Source organism: Sinorhizobium sp. 8-89, from assembly GCF_030124325.1.
Taxonomy (GTDB): Bacteria; Pseudomonadota; Alphaproteobacteria; order Rhizobiales; family Rhizobiaceae; genus Sinorhizobium.
Genome location: NZ_JASKLR010000001.1, coordinates 573,010 through 591,032, shown reverse-complemented (window position 1 = coordinate 591,032; position 18,023 = coordinate 573,010). Strand labels below are relative to the sequence as shown.

General features: G+C 60.4%; 18 protein-coding genes. 4 read left to right on the top strand and 14 right to left on the bottom strand.

Going from position 1 to position 18,023, the window contains the following annotated elements:
• Window positions 1-29: 29 nt before the first annotated feature.
• Together QN219_RS02880 and QN219_RS02875 are read right to left on the bottom strand one after the other, a co-directional pair.
• Window positions 30-392 (bottom strand): hypothetical protein, encoded by a 363-nt coding sequence (locus QN219_RS02880; RefSeq protein WP_283997789.1) that lies wholly within the window; start codon window positions 390-392, stop codon window positions 30-32.
• A gap of 11 nt (window positions 393-403) precedes the next feature.
• Window positions 404-886 carry an SRPBCC domain-containing protein gene (locus QN219_RS02875; protein WP_173510426.1) on the bottom strand — a complete coding sequence of 161 codons (483 nt, stop codon included), beginning with the start codon at window positions 884-886 and terminating at the stop codon, window positions 404-406.
• A gap of 51 nt (window positions 887-937) precedes the next feature.
• Here QN219_RS02875 and QN219_RS02870 point away from each other — a divergent pair, with 51 nt between their 5' ends.
• The 3 genes from QN219_RS02870 (at window position 938) to rkpK (ending at window position 3,815) form a co-directional block, all read left to right on the top strand.
• Window positions 938-1,270, top strand: a complete 333-nt coding sequence (locus tag QN219_RS02870) for a helix-turn-helix transcriptional regulator (RefSeq protein ID WP_283997788.1) — start codon at window positions 938-940, stop codon at window positions 1,268-1,270.
• A gap of 71 nt (window positions 1,271-1,341) precedes the next feature.
• Window positions 1,342-2,367: an NAD-dependent epimerase gene (locus tag QN219_RS02865; RefSeq protein WP_283997787.1), complete on the top strand. Its 1,026-nt coding sequence runs from the start codon at window positions 1,342-1,344 to the stop codon at window positions 2,365-2,367.
• 134 nt (window positions 2,368-2,501) lie between these two features.
• A complete protein-coding gene (gene rkpK, locus QN219_RS02860) occupies window positions 2,502-3,815 on the top strand; it encodes a UDP-glucose 6-dehydrogenase (RefSeq protein WP_283997786.1) in 1,314 nt (437 codons plus the stop codon).
• Window positions 3,816-3,928: 113 nt separating this feature from the next.
• On the opposite strand, the gene QN219_RS02855 is transcribed toward rkpK, so the two are convergent.
• The 4 genes from QN219_RS02855 to QN219_RS02840 form a co-directional block, all read right to left on the bottom strand.
• On the bottom strand, window positions 3,929-4,243 hold the full coding sequence (locus tag QN219_RS02855; RefSeq protein ID WP_283997785.1) for a hypothetical protein: 315 nt from the start codon (window positions 4,241-4,243) through the stop codon (window positions 3,929-3,931).
• A gap of 244 nt (window positions 4,244-4,487) precedes the next feature.
• The gene (locus QN219_RS02850) at window positions 4,488-6,794 is read right to left on the bottom strand and encodes a Tex family protein (RefSeq protein WP_283997783.1); all 2,307 of its coding nucleotides are present in this window, start codon (window positions 6,792-6,794) and stop codon (window positions 4,488-4,490) included.
• A 183-nt stretch (window positions 6,795-6,977) separates the two neighbouring features.
• Window positions 6,978-8,234, bottom strand: a complete 1,257-nt coding sequence (locus QN219_RS02845; protein ID WP_283997781.1) for a cyclopropane-fatty-acyl-phospholipid synthase family protein — start codon at window positions 8,232-8,234, stop codon at window positions 6,978-6,980.
• A 430-nt stretch (window positions 8,235-8,664) separates the two neighbouring features.
• On the bottom strand, window positions 8,665-9,663 hold the full coding sequence (locus QN219_RS02840) for a glutathione S-transferase family protein (RefSeq protein WP_283997780.1): 999 nt from the start codon (window positions 9,661-9,663) through the stop codon (window positions 8,665-8,667).
• Window positions 9,664-9,835: 172 nt separating this feature from the next.
• On the opposite strand from QN219_RS02840, the gene QN219_RS02835 reads away from it, so the two are divergent.
• Window positions 9,836-10,834, top strand: a complete 999-nt coding sequence (locus QN219_RS02835; RefSeq protein WP_283997778.1) for a glycerophosphodiester phosphodiesterase family protein — start codon at window positions 9,836-9,838, stop codon at window positions 10,832-10,834.
• Window positions 10,835-10,864: 30 nt separating this feature from the next.
• Here QN219_RS02835 and era read toward each other — a convergent pair whose 3' ends face one another.
• The 8 genes from era to rpoZ all read right to left on the bottom strand — a co-directional run bounded on the left by era (window position 10,865) and on the right by rpoZ (window position 17,866).
• A complete protein-coding gene (era, locus tag QN219_RS02830) occupies window positions 10,865-11,794 on the bottom strand; it encodes a GTPase Era (protein WP_283997776.1) in 930 nt (309 codons plus the stop codon).
• 8 nt (window positions 11,795-11,802) lie between these two features.
• Window positions 11,803-12,519 carry a ribonuclease III gene (gene rnc / locus QN219_RS02825; RefSeq protein WP_283998257.1) on the bottom strand — a complete coding sequence of 239 codons (717 nt, stop codon included), beginning with the start codon at window positions 12,517-12,519 and terminating at the stop codon, window positions 11,803-11,805.
• On the bottom strand, window positions 12,519-13,262 hold the full coding sequence (lepB, locus tag QN219_RS02820; RefSeq protein WP_283997775.1) for a signal peptidase I: 744 nt from the start codon (window positions 13,260-13,262) through the stop codon (window positions 12,519-12,521). The genes rnc and lepB overlap by 1 nt, the downstream gene beginning before the upstream one ends.
• Window positions 13,263-13,408: 146 nt before the next feature.
• Window positions 13,409-13,828 (bottom strand): holo-ACP synthase, encoded by a 420-nt coding sequence (gene acpS, locus QN219_RS02815; RefSeq protein ID WP_173510437.1) that lies wholly within the window; start codon window positions 13,826-13,828, stop codon window positions 13,409-13,411.
• Window positions 13,825-14,331 (bottom strand): DUF2062 domain-containing protein, encoded by a 507-nt coding sequence (locus tag QN219_RS02810; protein ID WP_405052077.1) that lies wholly within the window; start codon window positions 14,329-14,331, stop codon window positions 13,825-13,827. Before QN219_RS02810 ends, acpS begins: the two co-directional genes overlap by 4 nt.
• Window positions 14,332-14,698: 367 nt before the next feature.
• On the bottom strand, window positions 14,699-14,851 hold the full coding sequence (locus QN219_RS02805; protein WP_173510439.1) for a DUF3563 family protein: 153 nt from the start codon (window positions 14,849-14,851) through the stop codon (window positions 14,699-14,701).
• A gap of 279 nt (window positions 14,852-15,130) precedes the next feature.
• Complete coding sequence (locus tag QN219_RS02800) at window positions 15,131-17,356, bottom strand: bifunctional (p)ppGpp synthetase/guanosine-3',5'-bis(diphosphate) 3'-pyrophosphohydrolase (protein WP_283997771.1); 2,226 nt, start codon at window positions 17,354-17,356, stop codon at window positions 15,131-15,133.
• A 102-nt stretch (window positions 17,357-17,458) separates the two neighbouring features.
• Window positions 17,459-17,866 carry a DNA-directed RNA polymerase subunit omega gene (gene rpoZ, locus QN219_RS02795; RefSeq protein ID WP_136504099.1) on the bottom strand — a complete coding sequence of 136 codons (408 nt, stop codon included), beginning with the start codon at window positions 17,864-17,866 and terminating at the stop codon, window positions 17,459-17,461.
• Between the last annotated feature and the right edge of the window lie 157 nt (window positions 17,867-18,023).

Sequence of the window (18,023 nt, the reverse complement as noted above, 5' to 3'; positions counted from 1 at the left end):
CCATGTGATGCATTTTGACACCCAGGTGCCTACCAGGCACCCGGCTCCCGCACCAGGTGCACAATGTTCGCGGGGTTCATGATCCAGCCCCCGCGAAAGCCTCCACCCAGATCCTCGACCGCGTCGCAGCGGACAGCTCCGTTCGCCGCGAGATGCTCGAGCGCCCTCTCATGATCGCCGGTGAAAAGCTCCAGCCAGATTTCCGCCTGGCTGTAGTTTGGCGCCTCATCTATCCAGAGGCGATTTGGGCCGAGAACGAACCCCATCGCCGGCGCCTTCTCATCGAAGGGCGGAAGCCCGACGACGTCGCGGTAGAAGGCAATCACGGCTTCGTACTGATGGCTAGGAACCTTCATGGCGATGTTGAACCCGCCCTTGATCTCCGTCGGCATCGCACGCCCTCCTATGCTTGCGGCTCGAGTGCAGGATTGCCCGAGAGTTCGCTCACGTAATAGCCCTCGCGCAAGTTGATGCCATATTCGAGCCAGGCCTTCATGCAGGCGAGCATCTGGGACCAGCCTTCGCAGTTCATATAGGAGCTTTTCTGTCCCTGTTCGTTTTCCCGCCAGCCGGTTTCGGCAATGGTGACCATGGTTGCGCCGTCATCAAGGGACTGGAAGCGCATCTCTACCTTCGTCCGGTACGGGGCCTCGCCCTCGCCCACCTTGGCGTCCCACCGGAATACGATTCGCTGATTGGGCTCGACGGTTTCCACCTCCACCGGCACCTCCCCCCACCAGGTAACTGTCGTACCAGCGACTAGGGGCGCGCTGACGCCGCCGAGGGTCACGAAGTAGCGGCTGAGCTGATCCGGGTTGACGACAGCGTCGAACACCTCATCGACAGGCCGGGCGATCCGGCCATTCACACGAAATTCCAAGGTCATGTCTTCCTCCTCGCCATTGTGTGACACGATGATATGTTATAAAAATATAACATGTCAACCGATTCGAAAGACGACGCCGTCTTCAGGGCACTGGCCAACGGCCTGCGCCGGCAGATCCTCGACGCTCTGAAGGCCGCACCGCAGACGACCGGCATGCTCTGCGAACAATTCTCGCAACTCGACCGCTGCACCGTGATGCAACACCTGAAGGTGCTGGAGGACGCAAACCTGATCCTTGTCCAACGACAGGGGCGCGAGCGATGGAACTATCTGAATGCATTGCCGATCCAGGCCATTCACGATCGCTGGATCAGCCAATATGCGGACCACGCCATGTCGGTACTGACGGCCCTGCACCGGGGGCTCGAAAGCCCGCCCAAGTGATGGATTCGGCTTTCCATTGCTCAGCTTTCTTCGTATGAACTGTCCGACTATGCAAATTTGGGGATACCGTCGTGCGCTACCTCATCACCGGCACAGCAGGCTTCATCGGTTTCCATGTCGCCAAGCGGCTTATCGACGAGGGCCATTTCGTGGTGGGCTTCGACGGCATGACGCCCTATTACGACGTGACGCTCAAGGAGCGTCGCCATGCGATCCTGAAGCGCTCCAATGGCTTCAAGGCGGTGACGGCGATGCTCGAGGATCGGGCGGCACTCGACCACGCTGCAGAGCTTGCCGAGCCCGAGGTGATCATTCATCTCGCCGCACAGGCGGGCGTTCGATACAGCCTCGAAAATCCCAAGGCCTATGTCGACTCGAACCTCGTCGGCACGTGGAACATGCTGGAACTTGCGCGCGCAATTGGTCCCAAGCACCTGATGCTCGCGTCGACGTCCTCGATCTATGGCGCCAACGAGAAGATCCCCTTTTCCGAGACGGACCGGGCCGACGAGCCCCTGACGCTCTACGCGGCGACGAAGAAATCGATGGAATTGATGGCGCACAGCTACGCCCATCTCTACAAGGTGCCGACGACCGCCTTCCGCTTCTTCACCGTCTACGGCCCTTGGGGACGCCCCGACATGGCGCTGTTCAAATTTGTGGATGCGATTCACAACGATCGGCCGATCGACATCTACGGCGAGGGCCGGATGAGCCGGGACTTTACCTATATCGACGATCTCGTCGAAGGCATCCTCAGGCTCTCGCATGTTGCACCGGCAGAGGAAAACCGCGTTCCGGCGGAAAAGGCCAAGGACACGCTTTCCTCTCAGGCACCGTTTCGCATCGTTAATGTCGGCGGCGGCCAGCCCGTCGAACTGATGACCTTCGTCGAAACGGTCGAGAAGGCAGTCGGCAGGCCCGCCATCCGCAACATGCTTCCGATGCAACAGGGTGACGTTCCCCGCACCTACGCGTCGCCGGACCTGCTCGAAGCGTTAACTGATTTCAAGCCGTCGATTTCGGTCAAGGAGGGCGTTGCCCGCTTTGTGGAATGGTATGAGCAATATTATTGTAAAACCGGCCAGATCGCATAACGTATTATTTGCCACGAAGCTGCGGCAAAATCTCAGATCCGGCTCAAAATGGTCGCAAATAGGTCTATTTCGCTTTTAATACACGGATTTATCTAACCGATATCCAAGAAAACCCAACAACAAAGGAAGAACCGATGAAAATCACGATGATCGGCGCCGGCTACGTCGGCCTTGTTTCGGGCGTCTGTTTTGCGGATTTTGGTCACGACGTGATCTGCCTCGATAAGGACGAGCGCAAGATCGAGGCGCTCAAGCAGGGGCAAATCCCGATCTTTGAGCCCGGCCTTGACCATCTTGTCCTCAGCAATGTCGCGTCGGGACGCCTGAGTTTCACGACAGACCTCAAGTCGGCCGTCGCCGAAAGCGACGTGATCTTCATCGCCGTCGGCACGCCATCGCGGCGCGGCGACGGGCATGCCGATCTCTCCTACGTCTATGCAGCCTCCCGGGAGATCGCCAGCAATCTCACCGGCTTCACCGTCGTCGTCACGAAGTCGACCGTTCCTGTCGGAACCGGTGACGAGGTCGAGCGCATCATCCGCGAAACCAATCCCGAAGCCGACGTCGCCGTCGTCTCCAATCCGGAGTTCCTGCGCGAAGGCGCCGCAATCGAGGATTTCAAGCGGCCGGATCGTATTGTCGTCGGCCTCAACGGCAACGACCAGCGGGCACGTGAAGTCATGACCGAGGTCTATCGCCCGCTCTACCTCAACCAGTCGCCGCTTGTGTTTACCACGCGCCGCACCTCCGAACTGATCAAATATGCCGGCAACGCCTTCCTGGCGATGAAGATCACCTTCATCAACGAAATGGCCGATCTCTGCGAAAAGGTCGGCGCCGATGTTCAGGATGTCGCCCGCGGCATTGGCCTTGACGGCCGCATCGGCTCGAAGTTCCTGCATGCCGGGCCGGGTTACGGCGGTTCGTGCTTTCCCAAAGATACACTGGCACTCGTCAAAACCGCTCAGGATTACGACAGTCCGGTTCGCCTCGTCGAAACGACCGTTGCGATCAACGACAATCGCAAACGGGCGATGGGTCGCAAGGTGATCACCGCCGCGGGCGGTGATGTGCGCGGGCGCAAGATCGCCGTCCTCGGCCTCACTTTCAAGCCGAATACCGACGACATGCGCGACAGCCCGGCGATCGCAATCGTGCAGACCCTGCAGGATGCCGGCGCCAAGGTAACCGGCTACGATCCGGAGGGTGTCGAGAATGCCCGCAAGCTGATTGAAGGGCTGGATTACGCGGCCGACCCCTACGTTGCGGCAGCGGACGCCGATGCACTGGTCATCGTCACCGAGTGGAACGAATTCCGGGCGCTGGATTTTGCGCGGCTCAAGACCGTGATGAAGACGCCGCTGCTCGTCGACTTGCGCAACATCTACCGTAGGGACGAAGTGGCAAGGCACGGTTTCGGCTATGCCAGCATCGGCAGGCCGGACTGACCAGACGTTCCGAGACACGGGATGAAAGTGCGGAAGCTTTTTGACGTGACGGCAGATTAATTGTGCCGTCACGTGATCGTTCGCAATGAACGGTCACGCGTGATCTTTCGCGTTCATGCCTTCGGCCCTATCTGCGGCATCGGGTCCCAGCTCTTTCCGGCGAGAATGACACAGCTTCGGCCCGAGACATCCGTGACGATCAGGGTCCAGCTGCCGTTGTCGGCGGCAAAAACCTCCATGACGGCCTGCGGGTTGATCAATCCGATTGCCGCGGGCTTCTCGTCATATTTTTGCGCAAGGAACTCGATCACCTGGGATCGTTCGGCGCAATTCGCGACCGTCTGCGAACCTGCCGGATAGGGATGTGCCGACACCAATACAGCCAATATGATGGCTCTTGTGAGGCCGCGGATCACATTGCGTACCATGACGCTCCTCCTTTCGCCGGGAGCCCCGGCGGAAGAGGATTTCCGCTGACCTGTTCCGCCGTAGACCGGCATCCTATGGTCGACACCTGCTCGCGACACGAAGCCGGTGTCGCCACGAGAGGAGTATGACGGAAAGCACGGTATATTTCAATTAACTAATTTACAGATCACTCACCTGAAACCGTCATGCCAACAGTCGATGAGGGGGAAACGATCGTTGGCGCCGGCCGTTCCACTTTGCTGGTCATTTTTGTTTCATTGCCGCCATCAGTGCCGCGCCAAGCGCACCCTGGGCAGGCGCTTGCGGCCGCGGCTGACGGTCGGCTGCGTTGCGCGCGCCGGTGCCATTCGATGCGGATACTCGCGGCTGGCGCCCCCCTTTTTCCGCGCCACCATCCTTGCGCATCGTGAGGCCAATGCGCTTGCGCGCAACATCGACTTCGGTGACGCGCACCTGCACGACATCGCCCGCCTTCACGACCTCATGCGGATCCTTGACGAAGCGGTCGGCCAGTTGCGACACGTGGACGAGGCCGTCCTGGTGCACACCGATATCTACGAACGCACCGAACGCGGCGACATTCGTCACCGTACCCTCGAGTTGCATCCCGACTTTCAGATCCTTGATGTCATCGACGCCGTCGGCGAAGGCTGCAGTCTTGAAGCTCGGGCGCGGATCGCGGCCTGGCTTTTCCAGCTCTGCAAGAATATCCTTGATGGTCGGCAGGCCGAAACGCTCGTCGACAAAGGCGCGCGGGTCGAGCTTTTTCAGGGCGACGCTGTCACCCATAAGGGAGCGGAGGTCGCGACCGCAAGCGGCGACAATTTTTTTCGCCACTCCATACGCCTCCGGGTGCACCGAGGACGCATCGAGCGGCTCGGTGCCGTTCGGGATCCGCAGAAAGCCGGCGCATTGCTCGAAGGTCCGGGCGCCAAGACGCGGAACCTTCAGGAGTTCCTGACGGCTGGTGAAAGCCCCCGTCGCGTCGCGGTGCGCGACGATCGCTTCCGCCGACGATTTGCCGAGGCCGGAGACGCGCGCCAGCAGCGATGCCGAGGCGGTGTTGAGATCGACGCCGACGGCGTTCACCGCATCTTCGACGACCGCGTCCAGTGAGCGGCTGAGCTTCGATTGATCGACATCGTGCTGATATTGGCCGACGCCGATCGACTTCGGCTCGATCTTCACGAGTTCGGCAAGCGGATCCTGCAATCTTCGGGCGATCGATACGGCGCCGCGCAGCGAGACGTCGAGAGTGGGAAATTCGGCTGCCGCCGTTTCGGACGCGGAATATACCGAAGCCCCCGCCTCCGAGACGATGACCTTGGTGGGCTTCGGCGCCGGCAGCTGCGCAAGCATGTCGGTCACAAGCTTCTCGGTCTCGCGGCTGCCCGTGCCATTGCCAATGGCAATCAGTTCGACCTTGTGCTTGCGGATGAGCGACGCAAGTTCCGCCTGAGTGCCGCGGACATCGTTCTTCGGCGGAAAGGGATAGACCGTTGTCGTATCAAGCAATTTGCCCGTGCCGTCGACGACCGCGACCTTCACTCCGGTGCGGATGCCCGGATCAAGGCCCATGGTTGCGCGCGAGCCGGCGGGCGCGGCGAGCAGCAGATCCTTGAGATTGCGGGCGAAGACGCGGATTGCTTCCTCTTCCGCCCGCTCGCGCAACTCACGCATCAGATCCAGCGAGAGCGACATGGAGAGCTTGACCCGCCAGGTCCATCCGATCACGTCCAGGAGCCATTTGTCGCCGGGCAGGTGCGGGCCGACATTATAGGCGGCCGCAATCATGCGCTCGACCGATTTCATCGGTGACCTGTCGTCCTGGTCGACGACGATATCGACCGAGAGGATCTCCTCGTTCCAGCCGCGCAACATCGCAAGCGCGCGGTGGCCGGGCGCCGTCGCCCAGCGTTCGGAATGATCGAAATAATCCGAGAACTTCGCACCGACTTCCTGCTTGCCGTCGACCACTCTGGCACGCAGGAACGCGGCGTCTTTCATGTAATTGCGCAGGCGCCCCAAAAGATCGGCGTTCTCGGTCATGCCTTCGGCGATGATGTCGCGCGCACCCTCGAGCGCCATCTTGACGTCCGTGACATCGGCCGTCAGATATGCACCGGCGCGATCGGCCGGTGCGATCGAGCGGTCGGCAAGTATAGCCTCCGCCAGCGGTCCCAGCCCACGCTCCCGGGCGATCTCTGCTTTGGTGCGCCGTTTCGGCTTATAGGGCAGATAGATGTCCTCAAGCTCCGCCTTGGTGGCCGCAGCGGCGATCTTGCCTTCGAGCTCGTCGGTGAGCTTGCCCTGGCCGCGGATCGAATCGAGGATCGACGACCGGCGCGCCTCGAGTTCACGCAGATAGGTGAGCCGTTCCGAAAGCACGCGCAGTTGCGTATCGTCGAGACCGCCGGTTACCTCCTTGCGATAGCGAGCGATGAAAGGCACCGTCGCTCCTGCGTCGAGCAGGTCGACGGCGGCGGCAACCTGCGCGGTGGTTGCCTTGATCTCGCTTGCGATGAGGGCGGCAATGGGCTTTGCGGTCATTCTGCATTCCGTATTCTGTTTCCGAGCGGACCATACTGGCGCAGACCATCAAGGCCAAGTGAGGGCGGATGGTCGCCCGACCGCACTCCACAGAAGATGGTCGATTGCGGAAATACTCACGGCACCCCTCACCCACATGGAATGAGGGGCAGACGCTCGCCGGATGACCGGTACTATGCTGCGTTAGACCGCGACGAGTTCCAGGCGCCGGCGGGTTCTCTCGAATTCAAGCAATTCGCGCTCCTTTTGAGCGATATAATCCCGCGAGACCGGTACTGACCTCAGCGATGGCGAGAGCTGAAGTTGGAAGACGAAGTGCTTGTCATAGAGAAAGGCGGTTTCCGAGGCCGCGAGATAGAATTCCCACATCCGGAAGAACCGTTCGTCGTAGAGCCTGACCGCCTCCTCCCGGCGCGCCACGAAGCGCTCGCGCCAGGCCCGCAGTGTCCAGGCGTAGTGCATCGGCAGGATTTCGATGTCCTTGACGAGCAGCCGTGTGCTCTCGACCGACGGCAGCACTTCCGAGAGGGCCGGGATGTAACCGCCGGGGAAGATGTACTTCTCGATCCACGGGTTGGTGGCCCAAGGCTTGTAGATCTGGCCGATGGAGTGAAGGAGCATCACCCCTTCGGGTGTCAGCAGCTCTTTCATCCTGCGGAAAAAATTGCCGTAGTTGCCGATGCCCACGTGCTCGAACATGCCGACCGAGACGATCCGGTCGAACTGCCGCCCCTGCATCGTGCGGTAATCCTGCAGCTCGAAGCGCACGCGATCGGCGAGCCCGCGCCGCTCCGCTCGTTCGCGCGAGACCTTCAGTTGCTCCTCGCTGAGCGTGATTCCGGTGACTTCGACGTCGGATGCTTCGGCAAGATACATCGCCATCCCGCCCCAGCCGGAACCGACTTCAAGCACCTTTTGCCCGGGCTCGAGCAAGAGCTTCGCCGCGATGTGCCGCTTCTTGGCGCGCTGCGCCTCGTCGAGCGAAATTCCCGGCGGATGGAAATAGGCGCAGGAATATTGCCAATCCTCATCGAGGAAGAGGTTGAAGAGCTTCCCGTCGAGATCATAGTGGTGGGCGACATTGTAGCGATTGCGGTTGACCGGCAGCCTGCTCTTCACCTGCTGGCGCAACACATGCCCCAACGCCACGATGGAATTGGCGAAGGTCGCAACGTTTGCCAGATCATTGCTCTTGATAATGGATAGCACGTCAAAGATGTCGCCTTCCTCAACGAGAACGCGACCATCCATATACATTTCACCAAACTTTAGCCCGGGGTCCCGCACAATGGCCTTTTCGGCCGCGGCATCGGCTATCCGTATGGCCGCCGGCTGGCCGGTACCATCACCGAAGACTTCCTTTTCACCCGATGAGAAAACGACCGTCAGTTTGCCCTTCTGAACAAGACGGCGAAGCAGATTCGACAATGCCGCACTCATATCCTACCTCAGCATCAGACCTAAACGGACATATCGTTCCTCCGCACAGGAGACGCTGCGAGCGGTTCGATCAGCTTTCGGAGGATATGCGCGCAGGCATGCGCTTGGGAAAACGACGCCGGACGCATCCTGAAAGCGAGAACCGACTTGGCTAAGCCCACGGCTTCCGTCAGGTAGCGGCGCCGCAAGGTCGCCGCGCACCGGGAATTTCGTCAGGCTGGCCCACCGGGCTCCTATCCATCAGAACTTCCATTAACTTAGCGGTGTTCCACGGTTTATCAATGGGCTTCTTTGTGGCCCCTCATTGATCTGCTTCCTTAGTAAATTCGAAGAAATGCGATTGGAGCGGCCGGCGGCGGCCCGTCGGCCAGGTGTGGCCAAGGGATCGGCCGCGGGATGAACCGGACATTCCGAGGCTTTTCCTTCCACCCTAGCTGCCGAACACGCCAAGCCCGCGAAGGCTGTGGCGATCATGCGGGCGATCGAGATCGAGGTCCGGTCCCGCCGCAACGATCCCGGTCGGATTGACATGCCGGATGCCGTAATAGCCGCGCTTGATGTGATCGATGCGCACGGACTCGCGGATACCCGGCCATTGGTAAATTTCGCGCATATAGTTAGACAGCGATGGATAGTCCTCGATCCGGCGGATGTTGCACTTGAAGACGCCGTGATAGGCGGCATCGAAACGGATCAGGGTGACGAACAGCCGGATGTCGGCCTCGGTGAGATAGGCGCCGGCAAGATATCGATGCGCCTCAAGATGCCGCTCGAGTTCATCGAGCATGTCGAACAGTCCGGAGACCGCCTCGTCATAGGCCGCCTGCGTCTTTGCGAAGCCGGCGCGGTAGACGCCGTTGTTCACGCGTGCATAGATCGGCTCGTTCCAACGATCGATTTCCGCGCGCAATGCGGCTGGGTAGAAATCCAGGCGATTGCCGGTCAGATGGTCGAACGCCGAATTGAGGATGCGAATAATGTCGGCTGATTCGTTGTTGACGATGCGCCCCTCTTTCATGTCCCATAGCACCGGTACCGAGACCTTGCCGGTGTAGTGCGCGTCGCTCGCCGTGTAGAGCTGATGATGATAGCGAATCTCGCCCACGCGGGCGCCGGCATCGGCAGGCTGGTCGTAGGTCCAGCCATCTTCACCCAGAATGGGGTTGGAGGCTGTCAAGCCGACAACGGCTTCAAGGCCCTTGAGGTTGCGCATCGCGATGGTACGGGAGGCCCAGGGACACAGATAAGAGACGAAAAGCCGGTAACGCCCTGCTTCAGCCATCAATGCCGGTTGGCCGTCCGGACCGGCCCGCCCGTCGGGAGTGATCCAGTTGTGGAACCGAGTCGGCTCGCGATGGAAGGCACCGTCCTTCATCTCGCTTGCGGCGACATCACTCTTGACCCATTTTCCATCGACGAGCTGCGGCATGCGAGTTCTCCTGCAGGCGTTGCCTAAACCGGTATCGATGGCTTACGTTCCACAGGGTTGATTTCCGGTCAATTGCGCGCGGGGTGACAGATCGTTCGCAAACCGCGCGCCCGGCGCTCGCATCATCTTCGCCCATATTGCCGGTGAAGCGGGCGCCAGAGGAGAAGTCACGATGAAGACGCTCATCGTTGTTGTGTTTGCCGTCGTTGCCGCCCTCTGGCTTCTCAATACCTCCCTGCTGGTGACGCCACCGTCAGACACGGCCAAAATTCTCGCGCACCGTGGCATTCATCAGGTTTTCCAACAGGAAGGCGTCGAAAACGACACCTGCACCGCCCAGCGCATCGAGCCGCCGCGTCACACCTATCTCGAAAACACGATAGCCTCGATGCAAGCGGCAATGGACAGTGGCGCGGAGGTCGTGGAACTCGACGTTCACCTTACGCCGGACCGTCAGTTTGCCGTGTTCCACGACTGGACGCTCGATTGCCGCACGGACGGAAAGGGCGTCACCGAGCAAACGCCGATGACGAAGCTGAAGACGCTCGATATCGGCTACGGCTACACCGCCGACGGAGGCAAGACCTTCCCCTTCCGCGGCCGCGCGCAAGGCCAAATGCCGACGCTGACGGAGGTATTCACCGCCCTGCCCCACGGCCGCTTCCTCATCAACTTCAAGAGCGAGCGGCGGGAGGAAGGAGCGACGCTTGCGGTCCTGTTGCGCGCGCACCCTGAATGGCGAAAATCGGTTTTCGGCGTCTATGGCGGCAGTGCTCCGACGCAGGAAACCCTGCGGCTGGTGCCTGGGCTGAGGGGCTATGACAGACAGTCCACTCTCGCCTGTCTTGGCCGCTACGTCGCCTATGGCTGGACAAGCATTGTGCCTGAGGCCTGCCATAACACGCTCGTCGTCGTACCCGCCAACTACGCGCCGTTTCTTTGGGGCTGGCCAGACCGCTTTGCGGCCCGCATGAAGGATGTAGGCAGCGAGGTGATACTTCTCGGGCGCTACGGCGGCGGCGATTTTACCTCCGGCATCGACAGCGCAGATGACCTGACGCTCGTGCCCAAGAATTTCGCGGGCTATGTCTGGACCAACCGCGCGGAGACAATCAGTCCGCTTCTCGTGAAAAGGATGGCGGCAACGAACAGCCAAGCCAACCGCGAATAGGCCAAGACGTTTGCCGCGCCGACAACCCCGTTATCGCGGGAATTCGAGCCCCATTTCACGGAAGCGCTCCGGATCGTCGCCCCAGTTCTCGCGCACCTTCACAAACAGAAAAAGGTGCACGGGCTGCTCCAGGATCTCCGAGATTTCCTTGCGGGCCGCGGTCGAGATCGCCTTGATCGCCTCCCCGCCCTTGCCAAGCGCGATCTTCTTCTGACTGTCGCGTTCGACATAGATCACCTGCTCGATGCGCACGGACCCGTCCTTGCGCTCCTCCCATTTCTCGGTCTCGACGTGAGACGCATAGGGAAGTTCCTGGTGCAGCCGGAGGAACAGTTTTTCGCGGGTGATCTCGGCTGCGAGCTGGCGCATCGGAAGATCAGAGATTTGATCCTCGGGATAGTACCAGGGGCCTTCCGGCAGCGCCTTCGCAAGATAATCCATGACATCATCGCATCCGGAGCCGGAAAGTGCCGAGATCATGAACGTGCGCTCGAATTTGACCGTTTCGTTTGCCGCGGCCGCAAGCTTCAGCAAATCTTCCGGGCGAACCTGATCGATTTTGTTGAGCACCAGAATCTTCGGCTGATGCACTTCCTTCAGACCCTCGAGGATCGCTTCCGCGTCGCCCTTCAATCCGCGTTCGCTGTCGATCAGCAGCATGATCAGATCGGCATCCTTGGCGCCGCCCCAGGCGGTCGTCACCATCGCGCGGTCAAGCCTGCGCCGCGGTTTGAAAATGCCCGGCGTGTCCATGAAGACAATCTGGGCATTGTCATGGATCGCGATGCCACGCACGATCGCGCGCGTCGTCTGCACCTTGTGACTGACGATCGAGACTTTCGCACCGACGAGGCGGTTGACGAGCGTCGATTTACCGGCATTCGTTGCGCCGATCAGCGCCACGAAACCCGAGCGGGTCGGCGCGCCGGTGGCGGCCGTATCATGTTCCATATCCGTCATAGCTTCCGTCAATTTCCGGCAGGCTTCTGCTGCCAAACGCCTTCACGCTCCAGCAATCGTGTCGCGGCGACCTGTTCGGCGCCGCGTTTGGAGCGGTCGGTTCCCGTCTCCGGTGCAACCCCCATAACCTCGACCGTCACCGTGAAACGCGGGTCGTGGTCGGGGCCGGAGCGATCATCCGTCCTGTATTTCGGTGCAACGCCGAATCTGGCGTGCGCCCATTCCTGCAATTCTGTCTTCGCGTCGCGGCGGGCGCCGTCGGCACTGGCCGCCCGAGCCGTCCAGTGGAGCAGCACGAAGCGCCGCGCCGCCTCCAGACCGCCATCGAGGTAAATCGCCGCGATCAGCGACTCTACCACATCGGCGCGCACATTCATCATGTGCTTGCCGGTGATCTTCTTCACATCCGAACCGGTGCGGATGAACTCGTGCAGTGACAGGTCGTCCGCGACCTTGGCGCAGCTTTCCGCGCTGACCAGTTGGTTCAGTCGGACGGAAAGCTCACCCTCGTTCGCGTCGCGAAACGTCTGGAACAGTAGCTCGGCCACGCACAGGCCCAGCACACGGTCACCCAGGAATTCGAGACGCTGATAATTGCTGCCCTTGGCGTTGCGAGCGCTCGAATGCGTCAGCGCCCGGTCCAGGCGTTCCTTCTCGACGAACTGATAACCGATCACGGTCTCGAGTCTTGCCCGATCCTCCGCGCTCAGCGGTCGCCCCTTCATCATTCGACGACCTTGAACAGGCGGTCGTAACGCAGGTTTGCCGGCCATTTCCAGACCTCGCGGAACGACGTGTCGTTGCCGAGCGAGAAGAAGATCAGGCTGGCGCGGCCCACCAGATTTTCCGCTGGCACGAAGCCGACGTCGAAGCGGCTGTCGGCGGAATTGTCGCGGTTGTCGCCCATCATGAAATAGTGGCCGTCGGGAACGATGAACTCACGCGTGTTGTCTCCGCGCGAATCCGGAAACTGGTCGAGCGTGTCATAGGAAACGCCGCTGTCCATCGTCTCGCGGTAGACCGGGACATCGCCGCCGGTATCGTACTGGTCGTCAGCGCGGAATGCGCCATCCGGGACGCGATCGACGGCCTTGTCGTTGACGTAGAGAATGCTGTTTCTCACCTGAATCCGGTCGCCGGGAAGGCCAACAAGACGCTTGATGTAGTCGATGTCCGGATTCGGCGGGAAGCGGAAGACCACGATATCGCCGCGTTCTGGCTCGCTTGCGAAAATCCGGCCGCTAAAAAGATCAGGCGAGAAAGGCAGCGAGTACTTCGAATAGCCGTAGGCGAACTTGTTCACGAAAATATAGTCGCCGACAAGCAGGGTCGGCATCATGGAGCCTGACGGAATCGTAAAGGGCTGGAAGAAGACTGTTCGGATGACGACGGCCAAAAGCAGCGCCTGGATGATAACCTTTACATTCTCCCAGAGACCGCTCTGCTTCGTTTCTGTCTTTTCTTCCACGCTGCTGTCTTCCTTTGTCATCCGCTTCGGATTCCCGACACTTGCGCTCGGGCTCCGTACTGCGCGCCGCCGCGCAATTCGATCCTATATGTTGCCGGAACTTTGCGCTTCAAGCGACCACCGGTCCGTGTTTCCAGCAGAATGCTCTAAACCGTTCCCTCCACCGGGGCAACGGGCAGCGCCTCGATAATCACGAAGGCTTGTGCCAATGGGAAGTCGTCCGTGATCGTCAGGTGGATGGCAGCACGGTGACCCACGGGTAACATTTTCTGGAGCCGCTCGGCCGCGCCGCCGGTCAACTGCATCGTCGGCTTTCCGCCCGGCATATTGACGACACCCATGTCCTTCCAGAAAACCCCCTGCGCCAAGCCGGTGCCCAGTGCCTTCGAGCAGGCCTCCTTGGCGGCAAAGCGCTTGGCATAGGATGCGGCACGATTCTTGCGGCCGTCCGATTTGGCGATCTCGATGTCGGTGAAGCACCGATTGACGAAGCGTTCGCCGAAGCGTTCGAGTGAATTCTCGATCCGGCGGATATCGATGAGATCGCTGCCGATGCCAATGATCATGATGAGTGTCCGACCTGTTGGGAACGTGCTCGCCTGCGCCGCCGCTGGAAAAGCCGGGCCGCTTGGTAGGCGAGCGGATAGAAGACAAGCGCGCCAGCGACGGCGAGCGGAAGTGAACCGATGAGCATCGGCTTGAATACCGGGCCCCAGAGTTCCGCAAGTTCCAGGCGCTCGAGCATATCACCGATCTCGGCGCCGCTGACAGCCGTGCCATCCTGCGGCCCCGTCAGGACGGTGCCGATTTCATAAGAGGCCGTCAGGATGACCGGAATGGTGACCGGATTGGCAAGCGCCGTCGTGATAGCGGCCGCCAGTAGATTGCCGGAAAAAATCGACGCGAGGGCGACTGCCAGGAAGATGTGAAGGCCGAAAAACGGCGTGAACGACGATGCGGCGCCGGCCGCAACGCCGACCGCGATCGAATGCGGCGAAGACGACAGACGCAGGACGCGCAAGGCAATGTATCGCAGCCCGCGCGAGATGCCCTTGCGTGGCCATAACAAGGCGCGGAGCCTCTCGGAAGTCGTGACCGGTTTTCTGCGCCTGAATAACATTATGCCGTCATGATCGCATCTCGAAGCGGCCCATGGGCGCGAGAAAGCGCTTCCGCCTCGTTGTGGGCCGCAAGATAGGCGTCATGTCCATCGCAGACAAGTCAGGCGCGGCACCGCAGAAATTTGCAACGGAGCTATTCGTCTGATGCATGGCTTTAGCGAGCCGCCAACCACTGCTGCATGCGTCCTTAAATCGGGCCGGTCAAGGATAAAACATGCAGCAATTCAGAGTGCTACAGCGACCTTTTCGCACCTGAAAAGACACGTTGGGCTGTAGGGTCAGCCATCGCGCGCGTTCGAAGGCCACGCGATAAAATCAGAAGCTGCTGCGGAACAGGCCACGGTCGATCTGGCGCTGACGGTATTCAAGATCAATGCGATCGACGGAACCGTTCAGATAGGCGATCTCGCGCTCTTCAACGGTCGGGACGTGCAGGGCACGGGTGAGTTTCTTCAACTGCTTGAACATGGCAAACCTCTTCGTTTACCTCCCGAGCGAAAGATAGTTTAGCGACCGCTGCTCTACCAGCGTCAGGATAAGGCGGCAGCCATGCAACTAACGCATGACAGCGGCCTTTCCCTCCCGCGTCGTGCCTATTCCATAGGCAAATGCATGGAGAACGTATCCGTCGGAACAACTGTCATCCATGCACGCGGCTTGAACGACGCGCGACTCGATCGCACGAACGGGCCATCCCCGCCGAGAAATCGCAGTGCTGGCGAGGCCTCTTGCAGCTTTTTGACGCGCCTATTCGAACTGCCGCTTGACCATGGAAATGCTCGGCAACTCTTTGAGCTGTGCGATCAGATGATTCAACTGACGCAGATCCCAGACTTCCAAGTCGAATTGCAGCTCGCTGAAATCCGCCGCGACTCGCCCCATGGAGAGCGTGCGGATGTTGACATCGGTCGTCGCGATCGCCTGAGCGATCTCCGCCAGTGTGCCGGGCTCATTCAGCGCGCTGACCGCGATCCTTGCGATGAACCGGCTGCTGTTCGCTTCATCGAGGTCCCACCGCACATCGATCCAGCGCTCCGGTTCGTCATCGAACTTTTGCAGGATAGGCGACTGGATCGGATAGATGGTGATACCCTTGTCGCTGTCCATGATGCCAACGATGCGGTCGCCCGGAACGGCGCCGGCCGGACTGAAGTGCACCTCGGCGTTGCCGGAAAGGCCACGGATCGGCAAAGCTTCGGGGCCTTCGGCCTGTTGCGCTTCGACCGTCTCTTTCGCACGGCCGGGAAGCTTGAAGACCATGCCTGCTGCGCTGCGCATGTTGAACCAGCCGTCGTCTGCGCTGGGCTTCACCGTGACGCGCTCGTCCTGATGATCGGGGAATACGGCGCGCAGGACGTCCAGCGAGGACAGCTCACCCCGCCCGACCGCGGCGATCGCGTCCTCGACCTCTTTTTGCCCGAGTCTGTGCAGAGCGGGCTTCAGCGCCTCGCGCGAAAAACTCTTGCCGGCCCGTTCGAAGGTGCGCTCAAGAATGCGGTAGCCGAGACCGGCATACTGCTTGCGGACGGCCGCACGCGTCGCGCGACGGATAGCGGCACGCGCCTTGCCGGTAACGACGATTTCCTCCCAGGCGGGCGGCGGCACCTGAATGCCGGAACGGATGATCTCCACCTCGTCACCGTTGTTGAGACGCGTGACCAATGGCATGATGCGGCCGTTGATCTTCGCGCCGACGCAGGTATCGCCAATATTCGTATGCACGGCATAGGCGAAGTCGATCGGCGTGGCGCCGCGCGGAAGCGCGATCAGCTGCCCCTTGGGCGTGAAACAGAATACCTGATCCTGAAACAGCTCGAGTTTCGTGTGTTCCAGGAACTCCTCGGGATTGTCGCCTTCGGCCAGCGATTCGATCGTGCGGCGAAGCCAGGAATAGGCGTTAGATGTGGGCGATCGCGGCGCATCCGTCGCCACGGCGTCACGATCCTTGTAAAGGGCATGCGCCGCAATACCATATTCCGCAATGTCGTGCATGCGTTTCGTGCGGATCTGCAGCTCGATGCGCTGGCGCGACGGGCCAATGATCGTCGTGTGGAGCGATTGGTAATCGTTCTGCTTCGGCGTCGAGATATAATCCTTGAAGCGCCCCGGCACGACGCGCCAGCGTGTGTGCACGATGCCGAGCGCACGGTAGCACGAGGGCATGTCTTCGACGATGATGCGGAAGCCCCAGACATCCGACAGCTGCTCGAAGGAAAGCGATTTTGACTGCATCTTGCGGAAGACCGAATAGGGCTTCTTCTGACGTCCGTTGACCAGCGCCTCCGTCAGGCCCTCGGCCTGCAGCAGTTCGCTCAGCTCCTCCTCGATCTTCTTGATCAGGCCCTCGTTGCGCTCGGAGAGTTCTTGGAGCCGTCTGGTGACTGTTTCGTAGGCCTCCGGGTTGATATGGCGGAAGGCGAGATTTTCGAGTTCCTCGCGCATGTCCTGCATGCCCATGCGCCCGGCCAGCGGCGCATAGATGTCCATCGTCTCCTCGGAAATGCGCGCGCGCTTCTCCGGCGACATGTGGTCGAGTGTGCGCATGTTGTGCAGGCGATCGGCAAGCTTGACGAGGAGAACGCGGACGTCGTCCGAAATGGCAAGCAACAGCTTACGCAGGTTTTCCGCCTGCTTGGCCTTCTTGGTGACGAGATCGAGTTTCTTGATCTTCGTCAGTCCCTCGACCAGGGCACCGATATCCTCGCCGAAGAGATCGTCGATTTCTTGCCGCGTCGCCGTCGTGTCCTCGATCGTATCGTGCAGCAGGGCAACGGCGATCGTGGACTCGTCCAGATGCATTTCGGTAAGAATGGCCGCCACTTCGAGGGGGTGGGAGATATAGGGATCGCCGCTTGCCCGTTTCTGTTGGCCGTGCTTCTGCATGGCGTAGACGTAAGCCTTGTTCAGCAGGGCTTCATTGACGTCGGGCTTGTATTTTTGCACGCGCTCAACGAGCTCGTATTGGCGCATCATCCGCTGGCGGCTCCGTGGAAAAGACAAATAAAAAAGTGCGCCAATCATAGGAGTGGCGCACTGCTTTGAAAACACGCCGGAACACGCGTTCCGGAACGGATCTTAGTAGTCGTCGCTCTTTTCCGGAGGCACAAGTCCTTCGATACCTGCAAGCAGTTCCTCCTCGGACATGCGGTCGAAGGTCAGCGCTTCCGGCTGATCTTCCTCTTCCGCCGCATCCGCGAAAGCGGCGGCGGCTTCCGGCTGGGTCAGCGAAGCCGGATCCGGCTCGGGTTCGTCCACCTCGACATGCTTCTGCAGCGAGTGGATCAGGTCCTCCTTCAGATCGCCGGGCGAAAGGGTCTCGTCAGCGATCTCGCGCAATGCAACGACGGGGTTCTTGTCGTTGTCGCGATCAACGGTGATAGCAGCACCCTGCGAAATCAGACGTGCGCGATGGCTGGCGAGCAGAACGAGTTCGAAACGGTTGTCGACTTTGTCAATGCAGTCTTCGACGGTGACGCGGGCCATAGCCTGTCCTTTGCGACTCAAAGCGCGGCGGCGTTGCCGCTGCACAGATTAAACGACACGAGACCGGAACAGCCGTCGATTGACGACTTCATCAGCTCCGATTTCTGGAATTATCCGCCCGGATACAATCAAAACAGCATAAGTTCAAGTTTTTCCT

What these genes read in the sequence shown, in the direction of transcription:
- QN219_RS02805 (WP_173510439.1), bottom strand. Translation starts at nt 14,851, where the DNA reads ATGTTCAAGCAGTTGAAGAAACTCACCCGTGCCCTGCACGTCCCGACC.
- QN219_RS02850 (WP_283997783.1), bottom strand. Translation starts at nt 6,794, where the DNA reads ATGACCGCAAAGCCCATTGCCGCCCTCATCGCAAGCGAGATCAAGGCA.
- acpS (WP_173510437.1), bottom strand. Translation starts at nt 13,828, where the DNA reads ATGATCATTGGCATCGGCAGCGATCTCATCGATATCCGCCGGATCGAG.
- QN219_RS02870 (WP_283997788.1), top strand. Translation starts at nt 938, where the DNA reads ATGTCAACCGATTCGAAAGACGACGCCGTCTTCAGGGCACTGGCCAAC.
- QN219_RS02845 (WP_283997781.1), bottom strand. Translation starts at nt 8,234, where the DNA reads ATGAGTGCGGCATTGTCGAATCTGCTTCGCCGTCTTGTTCAGAAGGGC.
- rnc (WP_283998257.1), bottom strand. Translation starts at nt 12,519, where the DNA reads ATGAAGGGGCGACCGCTGAGCGCGGAGGATCGGGCAAGACTCGAGACC.
- rpoZ (WP_136504099.1), bottom strand. Translation starts at nt 17,866, where the DNA reads ATGGCCCGCGTCACCGTCGAAGACTGCATTGACAAAGTCGACAACCGT.
- QN219_RS02875 (WP_173510426.1), bottom strand. Translation starts at nt 886, where the DNA reads ATGACCTTGGAATTTCGTGTGAATGGCCGGATCGCCCGGCCTGTCGAT.
- QN219_RS02880 (WP_283997789.1), bottom strand. Translation starts at nt 392, where the DNA reads ATGCCGACGGAGATCAAGGGCGGGTTCAACATCGCCATGAAGGTTCCT.
- QN219_RS02840 (WP_283997780.1), bottom strand. Translation starts at nt 9,663, where the DNA reads ATGCCGCAGCTCGTCGATGGAAAATGGGTCAAGAGTGATGTCGCCGCA.
- QN219_RS02835 (WP_283997778.1), top strand. Translation starts at nt 9,836, where the DNA reads ATGAAGACGCTCATCGTTGTTGTGTTTGCCGTCGTTGCCGCCCTCTGG.
- era (WP_283997776.1), bottom strand. Translation starts at nt 11,794, where the DNA reads ATGACGGATATGGAACATGATACGGCCGCCACCGGCGCGCCGACCCGC.
- QN219_RS02800 (WP_283997771.1), bottom strand. Translation starts at nt 17,356, where the DNA reads ATGATGCGCCAATACGAGCTCGTTGAGCGCGTGCAAAAATACAAGCCC.
- QN219_RS02855 (WP_283997785.1), bottom strand. Translation starts at nt 4,243, where the DNA reads ATGGTACGCAATGTGATCCGCGGCCTCACAAGAGCCATCATATTGGCT.
- rkpK (WP_283997786.1), top strand. Translation starts at nt 2,502, where the DNA reads ATGAAAATCACGATGATCGGCGCCGGCTACGTCGGCCTTGTTTCGGGC.